The following is a 15,069-nucleotide window of genomic DNA, read 5'->3' as shown; positions in this document are numbered from 1 at the left end:
CTCAGCCCACCCGCGGCCTGCGGCCCTCGATCGGATAGGCCGGATCGTTGTAGCCGGGCGTCGAAGCGTGACCGGTCACGACCAGCCGGTCGATCAGCGCCTCGTCGTCGGCGGCGAAGGGATAGTCGAGCGCGCGGATGTAGTCGTCCCATTGCGCCTCGGTGCGCGGACCCGCGATCACCGAGCTGATGAAGGCGGAGTTGAGCACCCAGGACACGGCGAACTGCCCCGGCGTGAAGCCCTTCGTCTCGGCGTGGCGCTTGATCTCCTGCGCCAGCTTCAGCGATTCGGGCCGCCACTCGGTCTGCATCATCCTGGTGTCGTTGCGGCCGGCGCGGGTCTCCTTGTCCGGCGGCGCATCGGGGCTGTACTTGCCGGTGAGCACGCCGCGCGCCAGCGGGCTGTAAGGCACGACGCCGAGGCCGTAATAGCCGCAGGCCGGCAAGTGCTCGACCTCGGGCATCCGGTTCATCGCGTTGTAGTAGGGCTGGCTGACGACAGGACGGTCAATGCCCATGCCGTCGCAGAGATTGCAGATCTCGGCGAGCCGCCATGCGCGGTAGTTGGAGACGCCGAAATACCGGGTCTTGCCGGCGCGCATGAGGTCGCCAACGGCGCGCACGGTCTCCTCCAGCGGCGTCGCGTGGTCCTCCTTGTGCAAATAGTAGATGTCGATATGCCCGGTGCCGAGCCGCCGCAGGCTTTCGTCCGCGGCCTGCATTACCCAGCGCCGCGACAGGCCGGCGCGGTTCGGATCGTCGCCCATCGGGTTGGCGAGCTTGGTGGCGACGATCCAGCGGTCGCGCTCGCGCGCGATGGTGCGGCCGACCACCTCCTCCGACGCGCCCTTGTTGTAGGCATCCGCAGTGTCGATGAAGTTGACGCCGGCGTCACGCGCCTTGGCGATGATGCGGGCCGATGTCGGCTCGTCGGTGGGACCTCCGAACATCATCGTGCCCAGGCAGATCGGCGACACTTTCAGGCCGGAACGGCCGAGCTGGCGATATTGCATTCTTGCCTCATTTCCAAACCATCACCGCCCGCGGACGGAGTGGATACGATAGCTCTCTCTGCGCGTCATTGCGAGCCACCGGGTCCGCGCGGATGCGCGGCCCGATGACAGGCTCCGCGAAGCAATCCAGAGCCGGGGCGGGACTCTGGATTGCTTCCGCCTTCGCCCGATCGGCTTCGGCGGACGCGTCGTCGCTGCGCTCCTCGCAATGACGGCGGAGAGAGTAGGGCTCTCACTCGCTTTTCAGGATCTTGAACACGCCCGACGCCATCGCGATCACGCGATGCCCGGCCGTCACCTCGGTGGTGATGAACACCAGGCTGCGGGTGATCCGCACCACATGCGGCCGCGACACCAGGGTCTCGCCGATCTTGCCGGACTCGACGAAATGCGTGTCGAACTGGATCGTCGCCATGTGCTCCTTGCCCGCGGCATGGCGGGCCATCATGCCGCAACTGCGGTCCGCCAGCGTCATGATCACGCCGCCCTGGACCAGGCCGCGGCGGTTGTGATGCTTGTCCTCGGTGACGATGGCGTATTCATGGGCGCCGTCGACGACGCGCTGCCACAGCGGGCCGATCAGGTGCAGGAAGCCCGAGGTGTCGACGATCTCCCAGCCGTCGGACGTCATCCTGGCCGCGGCTGATTTCGTCATCGCTGAAGACCTTTCCTGTCGCGCCCGAAATCCGGCTCGCAGATCGTTTCATCCGTCGCTGGCCTGGTGTAGTCAAGCTGCATGCCCATGCCGTTCGACGATGCCACGAGGCGGAAAATCGCAGGCTGCTGTGCCGGTTTCGTGCGGCTGGAGGCGACTGCGGGGGCGGCCTCGCTGAAGCGCGCGGCGGTGGTGATCGCGCTGGCGCCCCACCACGAGACCGGCAACACGGCGCTGCTGCTCACGCTGCGTGCTGCAGGGCTGCGCAGCCATGGCGGGCAATGGGCGCTGCCGGGCGGACGCTGCGATGCCGGCGAGACGACGGTCGAGGCCGCCCTCCGCGAGCTCGCGGAAGAGCTTGGGCTGAGCCTGGCGCCGGATGCGGTGCTGGGCATGCTCGACGACTATCCGACACGGTCGGGCTATCTGATTACCCCCGTCGTCGTATGGGCGGCCAATGGCCGCACGCTGCGGCCGAATCCGGACGAGGTCGCGTCGGTGCACCGGATCGGCCTCGACGCGATCACGGCGGATGACGCGTTCGATTTCACCGCGATCCCCGAGAGCACGCGGCGCGTCATCCGGTTTCACGCCCGCGAGGGCCTCATTCACGCACCCACCGCGGCGCTGATCTATCAGTTCCGGGAGGTGCTGTCCGGCCGCGACACCCGGGTGCATGAGCTGGAACAGCCGGTGTTTGCCTGGAAGTAGCCGCCGTTTCGGCTACAAGGGCGGCATGCTTCATCAGCCGATTCGCACGCTTGTCCTGATTGTCGCTTGCGCCGTGTCCGGCGCGCCGCCTCTGCTGGCCGCGGAACCCGGCGCACCGGTCGCCCCGCGCGAAGCTTTGGCGCAGATGGCATCGCCCGCCGCGATTGCGGAGTATCGGCGCAAACTCGCCGAATATCAGCAGGCGCGCGCGGAGTTCGACCAGGAGGCGGGCGCCTATTGGAAGGCGATCGCCGACAAGCGCCGTGCGCGCAATGCCAAGCGCCGCGATCGTCAGCCGATCGGGCTCGACGACTATGTGCTGGAGCAGCCGCCGGTCTACACCGGGCCGAAGCGGCCGGTGAATCCCGAGCCGGAACCTGAGGGCGAGCCGCGCGAGCGCAAATACATCCCGGTGGTCGCCGACCTCGTGAAGGCGGCACAGGAGCATTTCCAATGGTCGCCGCAGCGCCCCGCCAGCGACATCGATTTCAAGCGCGCCTATGCGCGCTTCGCCGCGGCGTCGGGACTGACTCGCGAGCAGGCGGTGCGCGTCTATGCCTTCGAGACCGGCGGCAACGGCAAGCACGATTCGCAATCGGGCTTCAAGGGCAACCGCGCGATCTCGACGGCGATCGGCTACAATCAGCTCTTGACCACCAACAGCGTCGAGCTGCTGGCCGAGCAGGGCCCGCTGTTCATCCGCCTGCTCGGCGAACGCGTGGCGCGGACGTCCGGGCCGGCACGCGGCGCGATGGAGCACAAGCTCGCGGTCCTGAAGAAGATGGTCGCAATCGCGCGCTCCGTACCGGACGACTGGTCGGCGCATGAGAAGATCGGCAACACGCCGCAGGGCTGGGCCATGCACGCGATGGTGCTCGACATCGACGTCGGGCCGATGCTGCAGACGCACAAGCTCCTGACGTCGGTGCTGTTCGCACGCGCCAAGGGCTACACGAGGCCGCTTTCGGCCGCCGAGCTCGAAATGATGAATCTCACCGGCGACGGCACGGGCTTCGACATGGTGACGATGCCGCTCGAGATGCGCGATCAGGTTCCGACCGCCAACTTCTTCCAGCGCGGCGGCTATGAGCGCAATCCGGTCGCCGTTCGCCACAACACCGTGGCGAAGCTGCTTGCGGTGACGGATTCCAGGATGGACTCGCTCAGCAGCCTGCCCGGCGCCAAGGAGCTGGCGGCCGCGTTCTGAGGCTGCGCGCGCTCGCCTCTACTCATCCGCGCCGAACGAGAAGCTGCCGTCGCCGTCGAGATAGGGGGCGGTCCGCATGTAGAGCTGACCGTTCTGGCCGACGAAGAACAGCGTGCCCTTCGGCACCTTCTTGGCACCCTTGAGCAGCATGTCGGCGTTCTTGGTGCCCATCTTGTAGGCGAGCGTCTTGCCGTCCTTGCCATAGGCGTAACCCATGTCGGGCTTCAGCTCCCACGGCTCCGGCGGTGCGGCGCAGCTCACGCTGGTCAGTGCGCCGAGCGCCCCCAGGGCGATCAGGGCTTTCAGAAACGGGCTCTTCATGTCCTCCTCCAATCGATGTCGTCTCGAACAAATCGCGAACGCGTTGGCATCATCGTGGCCCCGTCGCAGCGCGGTGATCGTTGGCGGATTTTCCATTCGCCGATCTCGCGATTATCCTGCAGCGTGGTTTAGAAACATAGGCCAAGAAAACACTTTGGGGATGATTCGGATGAGCCTCGTCACGAAGATCGGTTGGGTTGCGGCGTTGTCGCTGGTGACGTTGGCATCCGCCCGGGCCGACGACTTCAAGCTGTCCAACAACCAGCGCATCGCCTGCAGCCGCGGTCTCTCCGCCGGCAAGCTCAATACGGCCGTTTGCAAGTCCTACGCCTACCTCTTCAACGTGAAGACCTCGGAATATTTCCGCTGCCAGGTCTCACTGTCGCTGACCCGGGACAACAAGGAGGTCATCAACGTCCAGACCGACGGCGGCTGCACCAGGAAGCCGCGCGTGTTCGACACCGATTCCAAATACGAGTTCGATGCCACCGAGACCGAGCCGGCGAACACCAACTCCTTCTTCGGCAATGGCGGCTATTCGATCTGGGTGGCGGATACGACCCAGCAGAAAGTGCGCGGCTGCATGACGATCTCGTCCGGGCTCGGCTCGGACATCTCCAAGTGCGTCGACATGACGTTCCAATGAGCGGCGGCCTTGCGAGGGAGGCAGCCCGCCGCTCTGGGCTGCACCTGCGGTTCAAGCTGGTGTTACTGTCAATGTAAGATTGAACGCGGGGGCGCATCGGTCCCGGCCTCGCGCCGTGGGAGCGGGAGAGGCTGGTGCGCCAGTCTTTCGGATGGGTTGACCCCGCGCCTGCAGCCGTCCAATTTGCGGCAAAATCAATGGGAGGATCCATGCGTTTCTCGAAAATCTCTGGCACTGCAACCGGTTTCATTCTGGCGGCCGCCTGCATGCTCGCGGCGCCGGCGGCGCAGGCACAGAGCTTCATCAACGTGCTCACCGGCGGCACGTCGGGCGTCTACTATCCGCTCGGCGTCGCCATCGGGAAGATCTACGGCGACAAGATCCCCAATGTGAAAACCCAGGTGCAGGCGACCAAGGCCTCGGTCGAGAACCTGATCCTGCTGCAGCAGGGACGCGGCGAGCTCGCCTTCGCGCTCGGCGACTCCCTGAAGGCCGCCTGGAACGGCGAGGAGGAGGCCGGTTTCAAGACCAAGCTAGACAAGCTGCGCACCATCGGCGCGATCTATCCGAACTACATCCAGATCGTCGCGACGGCCGAATCCGGCATCAAGACGCTGGCGGACCTCAAGGGCAAGAGCCTGTCGGTCGGCGCGCCGAAGTCCGGCACCGAGCTCAACTCGCGCGCGATCCTCGCCGCTGCCGGCATGAGCTACAAGGATCTCGGCAAGGTGGAGTATCTGCCCTTCGCTGAATCCGTCGACCTGATGAAGAACCGGCAGCTCGGCGCCACCTTGCAGTCGGCTGGCCTCGGCGTCGCATCGTTGAAGGATCTGTCGACCTCGTCGCCGATCACCGTGGTGTCGGTGCCGAAGGAGGTCGTCGACAAGATCGGGCCCCCGTTCGTCGCGGCGACCATCCCGGCCAACACCTATACCGGCCAGGACAAGGACGTGCCGACCGCGGCCGTGATCAACTATCTCGTCACCAGCTCGGCGGTATCAGACGATCTCGCCTATCAGATGACCAAGCTGATCTTCGAGTCGCTGCCGGAGCTCGCCAATGCGCACGCCGCCGGCAAGGAGATCAAGCTGGAGACGGCGGCGCAGGACAGCCCGGTGCCGCTGCACCCGGGCGCGATCCGCTACTACAAGGAAAAGGGCATCCTGAAATAAGGACGCTGCTCGCCCGGCGTGCCTTGCAGGCCGGGTCATTCGCAACCGGCTGCGCGGGAAACCTTCCGCGCAGTCTTGTCGTTCAGGTGATTGCGGCCATGGTCAGCAGCGCCTGATGGGCGCGTTGGGGGGATCATGACGATCGAAGCCGTTAACATGGAAACGCCGGTCAAGGTCGAGTTCGACAATTTCGAGCACGGCTTTCCGGAGGGCTTCGGTCCCGGCCGCTGGGGCTATCTGGCCTACGGCATCGGTCTCGCGTTCGCGCTGTTCCAGCTTTATGTCGCCGCCTTCAACTATCTGCCGAGCCAGGTCGTGCGCGGCGTCCATGTCGGCTTCCTGCTGCTGCTCACCTTCGGCCTGATCGGCAACTTCACCGCCAGGACCGATGCGGGGCGCATCGCCGGCTGGACCATCGGCGCCATCGGTTTCCTTTGCGGCCTCTATCAGTGGATCTTCTACGCCGACCTGATCGCGCGTGACGGCGATCCGACCCGCGTCGATCTCGTGGTCGGAACCCTGCTGGCGGTCCTGATCTTCGAGGGCACGCGCCGGCTGATGGGACTCGCGCTGCCGCTGATGTGCGGCGCCTGCCTGTTGTACTGGTTCTTCGGCCAGTATCTGCCGGCGCCGCTCAACCATCGCGGCTATGATTTCGATCAGATCGTGACGCATCTGTCGTTTGGCACCGAGGGCTTCTACGGCGTGCCGATCTACGTCTCGGCGACCTACATCTTCCTGTTCATCCTGTTCGGCTCGTTCCTCGAGCATGCCGGCATGATCCAGCTGTTCACCGACGTCTCGCTCGGCCTGTTCGGTCGCACCCGCGGCGGTCCGGCCAAGGTCGCGGTGTTCGCCTCGGGCATGATGGGCACGATCTCGGGCTCGGGCGTCGCCAATGTCGTCACCGTCGGCCAGTTCACGATTCCGCTGATGATCCGGTTCGGCTACCGCCGCGCCTTTGCGGCCGGCGTCGAAGCCACCGCGTCGATGGGCGGCCAGATCATGCCGCCCGTGATGGGCGCGGTCGCCTTCATCATGGCCGAGACGCTGGGCGTCGATTACTCGGTGGTGGTCAAGGCCGCCGTGATCCCGGCGATCCTGTATTTCGCCTCGGCGTTCTGGATGGTGCACCTGGAGGCCGGCAAGCACGGCCTGACCGGCATGAAGACGTCGGAGATCCCGAGCGCCTGGAAGGCGCTGGTGGCGCGCTGGTATCTCGTGCTGCCGCTCGCCGCGCTGGTCTACATGCTGTTCGAGGGCTTCACGCCGCTGTATGCGGGCTCGATGGGACTCGCGCTGACGGTGGCGCTGATCCTGGGCACCTCGATCACCATAGGCTTCTCCAACCAGGTGCTGCGCTACGTATTCTGGATCGGGCTCGCGCTCGTCGTCGGCGCGCTGTCGCGCAACGGCCTGCAGATCATTCCCGTCGCCTCCGTCGTCGTCGCGCTCATCGTCATCACCGGCTTCGTGCGCGGCGGCATGGGCACCTTGCACGCCTGCCGCGATTCTCTGGCGGAAAGTGCGAAGTCGGCGCTGACCGTCGGCATGGCCTGCGCCATCGTCGGCGTCATCATCGGCATGATGACCCAGACCGGCGTCGGCTCGATCTTCGGCAGCTGGGTGATCGGCCTCGGCAAGACCAGCCTGTTCGCGGCGCTGATCATGACCATGCTGCTGTCGATCCTGCTCGGCACCGGCATCCCGACCATCCCGACCTACATCATCACCGCGGCGCTCGCAGCCCCCGCGCTCGCCAAGCTGGGCGTGCCGCTGATCGCGAGTCACATGTTTGCGTTCTACTACGGCATCATGGCCGACCTTTCGCCACCGGTTGCGCTGGCCGCACTGGCCGCCGCCCCGATCGCCAAGGAGAATCCCGACAAGATCGGGTGGGAGGCGATGCGGATCGCGCTCGCCGGCTATGTCATTCCGTTTCTGTTCGTCTATTCGCCCGCGCTGATGCTGCAGCCAGGTGACCCGATGGAGGCGCAACTCGGCTTCATCGGCGCGGTGGCGTATGCTTCCGTCAAGGCGCTGATCTCGATCGGCCTGTTCGGCATGGTGGCGATCGGCTTCCTGTACGTGCGCATGACCCTGGTCGAGCGCCTGCTGGCGTTTGTCGCGTCCGTCTGCCTGCTCGGCGAATTTCCCTACAGCGACATGCTGGGATTTGCACTCGCGGTGGTGATCGTGGCGTGGCAGTGGCGGCAGCGGCCGCCGGCTGCCGTGGCGGCCTCCGCTTGAGCCTCTGCCTCGCGTCATCGGGTGTGGTGAAGGCGCTGGCCCTCGCCGGCTTCACCTTGGCCTGGACCCACTCGGTCGAGAAGACCGCGTGGCAGGAGGACTGGCGCGTCACGCCTGACGGTCTCGAACTGGTGCAGGCCCGCGTCAAGGGCTCCGGCGCCGGCATGGAGCCGCCGCCGGAGGCACGGCTGGTCGATGGCTGGTTCCAATGGCAGGCCCAGCGGGGTCCGCTGTCGCGGATCGTGCTCGCCAATTCCGGCGCGGCCGGCGAGTGGCGCATCTGCGCGGACGGGCAATGCCGGACGCTGTCGGACATCTTCGGCCATGACATCGGCGCCGCGACGATCACGATGAGCGCCTGTACCGAATAACGAACAAACGACGGGAGAACGCGATGGATCGTCTCAGGGGCAAGGTGGCGCTGGTGGTCGGTGCGGGCTCGATCGGGCCGGGCTGGGGCAACGGCAAGGCCACGGCCGTGACCTTTGCGCGGCAGGGCGCCAAGGTGTTCTGCGTCGACCGCAACAAGGACGCCGCCGCGGAGACGGCCTCGATCATTTCAGGCGAAGGCGGGCAGGCCGAGGCGTTCACCGCCGATGTCTCGAAGGCCGTCGAGGTCGAGGCGATGGTGAAGGCTTGCGTTGCCGCCTATGGCCGCATCGACGTGCTCGACAACAATGTCGGCATTGCCGAGATGGGCAGCGTGGTCGATGTCGATGAAGCGGAATGGGACCGCGTGTTCGCGGTCAACCTGAAGAGCGCCTATCTCGCCATGAAGCACGTCATTCCGGTGATGATCGGGCAGGGCGGCGGCTCCATCATCAACATCTCCTCAGTGGCCTCGATCCGCCAGGTCGGCATTTCCTATGTCAGCTATGGCGCCAGCAAGGCGGCGATGAACCAGATGACACGCACGACCGCGGTCGAGTTCGCGCCGAAGCACGTCCGCGTCAATGCGATCCTGCCCGGGCTGATGAAGACGCCGATGGTCGAGCACTCCGCGGGGCTGGCCGCGAGCTACGCCAAGGGCGATGTCGAGGAGATGTGGAAGAAGCGGGATGCGCAGGTGCCGATGGGACATATGGGCGACGCCTTCGACGTCGCCAATGCCGCCTTGTTCCTCGCCTCCGACGAGTCGCGCTATGTCACCGGCACCATGCTTGTGGTCGATGGCGGGCTGACCTGCAGGAGCTAACTCTCTCTGCGTCATTGCGAGCGAAGCGAAGCAATCCAGGGCCGAGCAAGGACTCTGGATTGCTTCGTCGCCTGCGGCTCCTCGCAATGACGAGGTGCGATACACTGCGCGATTATTGCGCCATTGCCAGCATGCTGCCGCCGATCGCGTGCCACGCCGACGTCACGCTGACCGGCCAGTTCAGCAGCTTCACGGCGATCAGCGCGAGTCCGCCATAGATGTAGACCGGGTGGACGCGTCCGAACGTGCGGCGGTCGTGGATGATCGCGACGACGAGCAGCAGGTAGGCGACGAAGGCCGGCGGGATCGTCACGAACACCGGCGGCGGGCCGAGCGGACCGGGGGGCGCCAGGAATGTCAGGAACCAGCGCGCCACGGCGGCGTCCAGCAGCGAGATGCCGGCGAGCAGCATCAGCCGCTTGTGGGTTTCCGGCCGGCGCAGATGGATAACCGCGAGCGTAAAGACCACGGCAAAGAAGGCGATGCCGCTGAGCGGCACGATGGCGAAGGCGATGCCCTCGTTGGCCTGCCCCATCGCCGCGGAACGCTTCATCGCCTCGATAGCAACGAGGAAGCCAAAGATCGTCATCGCCGTGGCGAGCGATACGCCGAAGATGCCGAGCGAGCGGTGCCACGCCGTGCGTCCGGATGCGGCAAGCCAGCTCTGCAGCGCGAAATACAAGGTCCAGGTGAAGAACAGGAAGCCGTGGAAATGAATCACGGGCGCGCCGGAGAATGAGCCGCGGGCCAGTGGCAGCCAGTAGGTCGGCGCGAAGCCGATGATCGCAACGGCCATGCAGGCCAGAGCCATGTTGAAATAGAAATAGCGCGCAGGGGACGCAACGACGCCGCGTGCGCGCGAATTGTCGGTCAGAATAGTCATGCGGTTGTGTCTGCGGGAACCGCAACAGGTTCAAATGACGATCGAGGACGTCGCCGGGGCGCGCATCCACAACATCTTGAAGGGAATGCGCGGCACGATCACGCGCATTTCAGCCGGGGGCCGCGATCGGCTCGCGAGCCCCATTCGCAAGGGTTGCCTTCTGCAGGAAAGGACTGTCGCACCGCTGCTGCCGCTGTATAGTTGAAGTCGCCGCAGAGGCGGTTACGCCCCGCGCGCCGTGCCGGACCGCCCACGACCTGAGAGAGCCATCTGCCTTGACTTCATCCGCCTCCTCATGGGCTGCAGTCGGTCGCCGGGATGGGCTGCTGCGCCTTGCCGCGCTGGTCACGCTCGGATGGCTGGCTTCGACCCAGGCCCATGCGGTCGGCGCGGCCGAGCCTGGCAAGGAGCCGGCGGTGGATGCCGGTGCCTGCATGGCGGCCTCGGAGGCGCGCGATGGCGACAAGGTGCTCACCGAATGCGGCGCCGTGATCGACAATCCCAAGGCCGCGAGGGCCGATCGCATCAACGCACTGATCGCGCGCGCCTCGATCTTCATCACCAGGGGTGAGATCGATCGCGCCATCGCCGATTACGGCGTCACCTTGCAGCTCAACCCGACGCTCGCCAGCATCTTCAATGCACGCGGCGAACTGCATCGCAAGAAGGGCGACCGTCCGAAGGCGCTGGCCGATTTCGCCGCGGCGCTGCGGCTCAATCCGGATCACGCCAGCGCCCGCAGCAACTATCACGCGCTCGCAGTGGAGCTCGAGCGCATGGGCGCGCAGATGGCCGTCGCGGGCCGGCCGAGCTTCAATTGCGCCGCGGCGCGGCGCGCCGTGGAAAAGGCGATCTGCGCCGATCCGGAGCTCGCCAATCTCGATCGCGAGATCGACGGCGCGCAGGCCCGCGTCGTTCGCGAGGCGGCCGGCCCCGCCGCGGCACGCGCCCTGCAGCGCGAACAGGACGCGTTCATCGCGCGGCGCAACGCCGGCTTTGGCAGGCCCGGCTACGATCTCAAGAAGGCGATGCAGGACCGCCTGCGGCGGCTGAACGGCGTCGACGGCTATTGATCATCGGCGTGGCCGCTTGAACCGGGTTCCGGCCGGAGACGACAACGGGGGAGATCAGCGTCTCAACCCGCAACAGTCGAAATTCCGAGCCCACGCCGATGCACGCTTTCATCCATTCGATTTCATCCCGCTCATCCTACCTCGCGCTGCGTCTTGCGGCCGGCCTCGTCCTTGGCCTCGGGGCCCAGCCTGCATTCGCTGCGGACCCCGAATGCGCTTTGGGCAGCAAGGCGCCACCGTCCGAACTCATTGCCGCCTGCTCGACCGCAATCGAGCAGGCATCGAGTTCGCCCAAGGATCAATCCATCGCCCTGGTCGCCCGCGCCGACGCCCGTGCCCGCACCTCGGGCGGCATGACCCAGGCCCTGAAGGACCTCGACCGTGCCATCGCGCTCGACGGCAAGAATGCGCGCGCCTACCGGCTGCGTGGCGACCTGATGCGCGAGGCCGGTGGCGATGCCGGCAAGGCGGCGGCCGATCTGAGCATGGCGATCTCGCTCGATCCGAATGACGCCGAGGCCTATGAGTTGCGTGGCGTTGTCTATACCGAGCAGCGCCGTCTTGATCGCGCTCTGGCCGACTATGACCAGGCGATCCGCCTGAAGCGCGACTTCGCGCAGGCCTATGCCGACCGCGGCGTCGCCTTCTACCTGCGCGGCGACAATGAGAAGGCGGTGCGCGACTATGACGAGGCGATCCGGCTCGACCCCGAACGTCCCCGCACTTTCACCAACCGTGCCGCCGCCTACAAGAAGCTCGGCCAGATGGACAAGGCGCTGGCCGATGACGACGAGGCGATCCGGCGCGATCCGAAGGTGTCGGAATATTACGACAATCGCGGCCTCACCTACGCCGCCATGAAGGAGTACGACAAGGCGATCGCCGATTATGACCAGGCGATCCGGATGGAGCAGCGGGCGAATTTCCTCACCAATCGCGGCGATTCCCATCAGTTCAAGAACGAGCTCGGCGCGGCCCTCGGCGACTACGACGCTGCGCTGCGGATCGATCCGAATTTCGCGCTCGCCTACAACAACCGTGCGGTGCTGTACAAGAAGATGGGCGAACGCGCCAAGGCGCTGGCGGATTACGAGGCGGCGCTGCGGCTGGATCCCGGCAACGACAATGCCATCGCCGGCCGGCGCGTCATGCTGGCCGAGATCAAGACGTTCGGCGCCGAGCCGCCGCGCCCGTTGAATGCGCCTTCGGAGCGCAGCGGGCCGTCGTTCGAATGCACCACCGCCGTGCGCGAGGTCGAGAAGGTCATCTGTGCCGACCCGCAGCTGTCGGTGCTGGACCTCGGCATCGCCGAGAGCTACGCTCGCCGGCTCAAATCGTCCCGTGGTCGCCTTGCGGCCGAACTGCGCAGCGCACAGCGTGACTTCATCGCCGAACGGAATGCCCGGTTCGGCAAGCCCGGCTACGACCTTCGTCTAGCCCTGCAGCGACGTTTGGACATGCTGCGCGACGCAGGGCATTGATCCGCCCGGGAAAGTGACCGGACTCCAGGTTGCGCCTGATCTGGATCAATTCATGACGGCTTGAACTGTCGCTTTGTCCCGTGACAATACTCGGGAATAAACACAGATCTTGGGGAAACGTCATGAGCGCTGCGAGCCGCTATCACGAGGTCCATGCACGGTCGCTGCAGGACCCGGAAGGGTTCTGGGCCGAGGCCGCCCGCGCGATCGACTGGATCGAGCCGGCCAAGACCATCTTCGATCCCGCGATGGGCGCCTATGGCCGCTGGTTTGCCGGGGCCGTCGTCAACACCTGCTACAATGCGCTCGACCGTCACGTCGCCGCCGGCCGCGGCGATCAGCTGGCGCTGATCCACGATTCGCCGCTCACCGGCTCGGTCACGAAGCTCACTTATGCCGAGATGCTGAAGGAGGTGCAGACGCTCGCCGCGATCATGCAGGATTTCGGCGTGGCCAAGGGCGACCGCGTCATCCTCTATATGCCGATGGTGCCGGAGGCCATGGTGGCGATGCTCGCCTGCGCGCGCATCGGCGCGGTGCATTCGGTGGTGTTCGGCGGCTTCGCCGCCAAGGAGCTCGCCACCCGCATCGACGACGCCACGCCGAAGCTCGTGCTGTCGGCGAGCTGCGGCATCGAGCCCGGCCGCATCGTGCAGTACAAGCCGCTGCTCGACCAGGCGATCGAGCTCGCCGACAACAGGCCCAAGGCCTGCATCGTCCTGCAGCGTCCCGAGCATGTCTGCGAGCTCAAGCCCGGCCGCGACTACGACTGGGCGGCGCTGCGCAAATCCGCGCTCGCCAATGGCAAGCTGGCACCATGCGTGCCGGTGCTGGCGACCGATCCGCTCTACATCCTCTACACGTCCGGCACGACCGGCAAGCCGAAGGGCGTGGTGCGGGACAATGGCGGGCACCTCGTCGCGCTGAAATGGTCGATGGAGAATCTCTACGGCATCAAGTCGGGTGAGGTCTGGTGGTGCGCCTCCGACATCGGCTGGGTGGTCGGCCACAGCTACATCATCTACGGCCCGCTGATCCATGGCGCGACCTCGGTGATGTATGAGGGCAAGCCGGTCGGAACGCCCGATGCCGGCGCGTTCTGGCGCGTCATCAGCGATCACAAGGCGGTCGCTCTGTTCACCGCGCCCACGGCATTCCGCGCCATCCGCAAGGAGGATCCGGAAGGCACTTTCCTGCGCAAATATGATCTATCGCATTTCCGCACCCTGTTCCTGGCCGGCGAGCGCGCCGATCCGCCGACGGTGGAATGGGCCGAGCAGCAATTGAAGGTGCCGGTGATCGACCACTGGTGGCAGACCGAGACCGGCTGGTGCATCGCCGGCAATCCGGTGGGCATCGGGCTATTGCCGGTCAAGCACGGCTCGCCGACGGTTCCTATGCCGGGCTACCAGGTCGACATCGTCGACGAAGCCGCCAAGCCCGTGCCCGCCAACACGATGGGCTCGATCGTGATCAAGCTGCCGATGCCGCCGGGCTGCCTGCCGACCTTGTGGCAGCAGGAGGAGCGCTTCAAGGAATCCTATCTCAGCGAGTTTCCCGGCTACTACAAGACCTCCGATGCCGGCTACAAGGACGAGGACGGCTATGTCTTCGTGATGGGGCGCACCGACGACATCATCAATGTCGCCGGCCACCGGCTGTCGACCGGCGGCATGGAGGAAATCCTGGCGTCGCATCCCGACGTCGCGGAATGCGCCGTGCTCGGCATCAAGGATGCGATCAAGGGCGAGGTGCCCTGCGGCTTCATCGTGCTCAAGGCCGGCGTGTCGCGCAGCCCGTCTGTGATCGAGAAGGAGATCGTGGCGCTGGTGCGCGACAAGCTCGGACCGGTCGCCGCGTTCAAGCTCGCCATCACCGTCGGCCGCTTGCCGAAGACGCGCTCCGGCAAGATCCTGCGCGGCACGATCAAGAAGATCGCCGACGGCGAGCAATGGAGCATGCCGGCCACGATCGAGGATCCCAAGGTGCTCGAGGAAATCGGCGAGGCGCTGAAGAGCCGGGTCTAGCTCGATCTATTGTGCCCGGGCTTGACCCGGGCGCCCATTGTCGTCAAGCAACGGCTCCAGACCAGCCTGATTGACGAGAATGGAACGTTCGATGCGACAGACCTCCGCCCGCTTGGCCCTGGTGCTGATGGCCGTGCTTTCGCTCTCGGCCTGCGCCTCGCGCAGCCAGGGTCCTGCGGTGGCGCTCGGCAATGACGATGATGATGCGGTGTGTCAGGCCGGCGGCAAGGTCGCGCCGGGCTCGGCCGAATATGTCGCCTGCCGCAAGGATCGCGACGTGCAGCGGCAGCGCGCCGAGGCGCGTGCCGACCGCCGGCAGCGCGATCTCGGCGAATACATGATGAACCATCCCGACCGGCCCTGAGCGCCAGTGCAAGCGCCTCTCATGGCCCGTGACTTCGATGCAACAGTTGCGTGACATCGGCACTGCAACAAT

At 65.9% G+C, this 15,069-nt stretch carries 16 protein-coding genes; 12 read left to right on the top strand and 4 right to left on the bottom strand.

Annotation, left to right across the window (positions count from 1 at the left end):
- Position 1 precedes the first annotated feature (1 nt).
- On the bottom strand, positions 2-1,012 hold the full coding sequence (locus ACQR1X_RS26170; RefSeq protein ID WP_434899906.1) for an aldo/keto reductase: 1,011 nt from the start codon (positions 1,010-1,012) through the stop codon (positions 2-4).
- A gap of 232 nt (positions 1,013-1,244) precedes the next feature.
- Positions 1,245-1,667, bottom strand: a complete 423-nt coding sequence (locus tag ACQR1X_RS26165; protein ID WP_315804635.1) for a PaaI family thioesterase — start codon at positions 1,665-1,667, stop codon at positions 1,245-1,247.
- 81 nt (positions 1,668-1,748) lie between these two features.
- On the opposite strand from ACQR1X_RS26165, the gene ACQR1X_RS26160 reads away from it, so the two are divergent.
- Together ACQR1X_RS26160 and ACQR1X_RS26155 are read left to right on the top strand one after the other, a co-directional pair.
- Positions 1,749-2,378, top strand: coding sequence for an NUDIX hydrolase (locus ACQR1X_RS26160; protein ID WP_316181086.1), 630 nt, complete (start codon positions 1,749-1,751; stop codon positions 2,376-2,378).
- A 25-nt stretch (positions 2,379-2,403) separates the two neighbouring features.
- A complete protein-coding gene (locus ACQR1X_RS26155) occupies positions 2,404-3,585 on the top strand; it encodes a hypothetical protein (protein ID WP_434847114.1) in 1,182 nt (393 codons plus the stop codon).
- Between the two features lie 18 nt (positions 3,586-3,603).
- Here the strand turns inward: ACQR1X_RS26155 and ACQR1X_RS26150 are convergent, their stop codons facing one another.
- Positions 3,604-3,906, bottom strand: a complete 303-nt coding sequence (locus ACQR1X_RS26150; RefSeq protein ID WP_315804632.1) for a hypothetical protein — start codon at positions 3,904-3,906, stop codon at positions 3,604-3,606.
- Between the two features lie 169 nt (positions 3,907-4,075).
- On the opposite strand from ACQR1X_RS26150, the gene ACQR1X_RS26145 reads away from it, so the two are divergent.
- From ACQR1X_RS26145 to ACQR1X_RS26125, 5 genes are all read left to right on the top strand, one after another.
- Positions 4,076-4,552: a hypothetical protein gene (locus ACQR1X_RS26145; RefSeq protein ID WP_315804631.1), complete on the top strand. Its 477-nt coding sequence runs from the start codon at positions 4,076-4,078 to the stop codon at positions 4,550-4,552.
- Between the two features lie 209 nt (positions 4,553-4,761).
- Entirely contained in the window at positions 4,762-5,724 is a 963-nt protein-coding gene (locus ACQR1X_RS26140) for a TAXI family TRAP transporter solute-binding subunit (protein ID WP_315804630.1), read from the top strand.
- Positions 5,725-5,880: 156 nt separating this feature from the next.
- Entirely contained in the window at positions 5,881-7,974 is a 2,094-nt protein-coding gene (locus ACQR1X_RS26135) for a TRAP transporter permease (protein WP_434893201.1), read from the top strand.
- Positions 7,971-8,345 (top strand): DUF1850 domain-containing protein, encoded by a 375-nt coding sequence (locus tag ACQR1X_RS26130; protein WP_315804629.1) that lies wholly within the window; start codon positions 7,971-7,973, stop codon positions 8,343-8,345. The genes ACQR1X_RS26135 and ACQR1X_RS26130 overlap by 4 nt, the downstream gene beginning before the upstream one ends.
- Before the next feature lie 23 nt (positions 8,346-8,368).
- Complete coding sequence (locus tag ACQR1X_RS26125) at positions 8,369-9,169, top strand: SDR family NAD(P)-dependent oxidoreductase (RefSeq protein ID WP_315804628.1); 801 nt, start codon at positions 8,369-8,371, stop codon at positions 9,167-9,169.
- A 112-nt stretch (positions 9,170-9,281) separates the two neighbouring features.
- Here the strand turns inward: ACQR1X_RS26125 and ACQR1X_RS26120 are convergent, their stop codons facing one another.
- Positions 9,282-10,052 (bottom strand): hypothetical protein, encoded by a 771-nt coding sequence (locus tag ACQR1X_RS26120; protein ID WP_434893172.1) that lies wholly within the window; start codon positions 10,050-10,052, stop codon positions 9,282-9,284.
- 34 nt (positions 10,053-10,086) lie between these two features.
- Here ACQR1X_RS26120 and ACQR1X_RS26115 point away from each other — a divergent pair, with 34 nt between their 5' ends.
- The 5 genes from ACQR1X_RS26115 (at position 10,087) to ACQR1X_RS26095 (ending at position 14,997) form a co-directional block, all read left to right on the top strand.
- A complete protein-coding gene (locus ACQR1X_RS26115) occupies positions 10,087-10,257 on the top strand; it encodes a hypothetical protein (protein ID WP_434893171.1) in 171 nt (56 codons plus the stop codon).
- 118 nt (positions 10,258-10,375) lie between these two features.
- The gene (locus ACQR1X_RS26110) at positions 10,376-11,125 is read left to right on the top strand and encodes a tetratricopeptide repeat protein (RefSeq protein ID WP_315804685.1); all 750 of its coding nucleotides are present in this window, start codon (positions 10,376-10,378) and stop codon (positions 11,123-11,125) included.
- A 98-nt stretch (positions 11,126-11,223) separates the two neighbouring features.
- Positions 11,224-12,606 carry a tetratricopeptide repeat protein gene (locus ACQR1X_RS26105; RefSeq protein WP_434885793.1) on the top strand — a complete coding sequence of 461 codons (1,383 nt, stop codon included), beginning with the start codon at positions 11,224-11,226 and terminating at the stop codon, positions 12,604-12,606.
- Between the two features lie 122 nt (positions 12,607-12,728).
- On the top strand, positions 12,729-14,633 hold the full coding sequence (locus ACQR1X_RS26100) for a propionyl-CoA synthetase (protein ID WP_434893170.1): 1,905 nt from the start codon (positions 12,729-12,731) through the stop codon (positions 14,631-14,633).
- 91 nt (positions 14,634-14,724) lie between these two features.
- Complete coding sequence (locus ACQR1X_RS26095; protein ID WP_434893169.1) at positions 14,725-14,997, top strand: hypothetical protein; 273 nt, start codon at positions 14,725-14,727, stop codon at positions 14,995-14,997.
- The last annotated feature ends 72 nt before the right edge of the window (positions 14,998-15,069 follow it).

The sequence above is a fragment of the Bradyrhizobium sp. HKCCYLRH3073 genome (genome assembly GCF_051167995.1).
Taxonomy (GTDB): domain Bacteria; phylum Pseudomonadota; class Alphaproteobacteria; order Rhizobiales; family Xanthobacteraceae; genus Bradyrhizobium.
The sequence above is the reverse complement of the archived record's forward strand: the minus strand, read 5'-3'. Positions and strand labels throughout refer to the sequence as shown.

What these genes read in the sequence shown, in the direction of transcription:
- ACQR1X_RS26170 (WP_434899906.1), bottom strand. Translation starts at nt 1,012, where the DNA reads ATGCAATATCGCCAGCTCGGCCGTTCCGGCCTGAAAGTGTCGCCGATC.
- ACQR1X_RS26165 (WP_315804635.1), bottom strand. Translation starts at nt 1,667, where the DNA reads ATGACGAAATCAGCCGCGGCCAGGATGACGTCCGACGGCTGGGAGATC.
- ACQR1X_RS26160 (WP_316181086.1), top strand. Translation starts at nt 1,749, where the DNA reads ATGCCCATGCCGTTCGACGATGCCACGAGGCGGAAAATCGCAGGCTGC.
- ACQR1X_RS26155 (WP_434847114.1), top strand. Translation starts at nt 2,404, where the DNA reads ATGCTTCATCAGCCGATTCGCACGCTTGTCCTGATTGTCGCTTGCGCC.
- ACQR1X_RS26150 (WP_315804632.1), bottom strand. Translation starts at nt 3,906, where the DNA reads ATGAAGAGCCCGTTTCTGAAAGCCCTGATCGCCCTGGGGGCGCTCGGC.
- ACQR1X_RS26145 (WP_315804631.1), top strand. Translation starts at nt 4,076, where the DNA reads ATGAGCCTCGTCACGAAGATCGGTTGGGTTGCGGCGTTGTCGCTGGTG.
- ACQR1X_RS26140 (WP_315804630.1), top strand. Translation starts at nt 4,762, where the DNA reads ATGCGTTTCTCGAAAATCTCTGGCACTGCAACCGGTTTCATTCTGGCG.
- ACQR1X_RS26135 (WP_434893201.1), top strand. Translation starts at nt 5,881, where the DNA reads ATGGAAACGCCGGTCAAGGTCGAGTTCGACAATTTCGAGCACGGCTTT.
- ACQR1X_RS26125 (WP_315804628.1), top strand. Translation starts at nt 8,369, where the DNA reads ATGGATCGTCTCAGGGGCAAGGTGGCGCTGGTGGTCGGTGCGGGCTCG.
- ACQR1X_RS26120 (WP_434893172.1), bottom strand. Translation starts at nt 10,052, where the DNA reads ATGACTATTCTGACCGACAATTCGCGCGCACGCGGCGTCGTTGCGTCC.
- ACQR1X_RS26115 (WP_434893171.1), top strand. Translation starts at nt 10,087, where the DNA reads ATGACGATCGAGGACGTCGCCGGGGCGCGCATCCACAACATCTTGAAG.
- ACQR1X_RS26105 (WP_434885793.1), top strand. Translation starts at nt 11,224, where the DNA reads ATGCACGCTTTCATCCATTCGATTTCATCCCGCTCATCCTACCTCGCG.
- ACQR1X_RS26100 (WP_434893170.1), top strand. Translation starts at nt 12,729, where the DNA reads ATGAGCGCTGCGAGCCGCTATCACGAGGTCCATGCACGGTCGCTGCAG.
- ACQR1X_RS26095 (WP_434893169.1), top strand. Translation starts at nt 14,725, where the DNA reads ATGCGACAGACCTCCGCCCGCTTGGCCCTGGTGCTGATGGCCGTGCTT.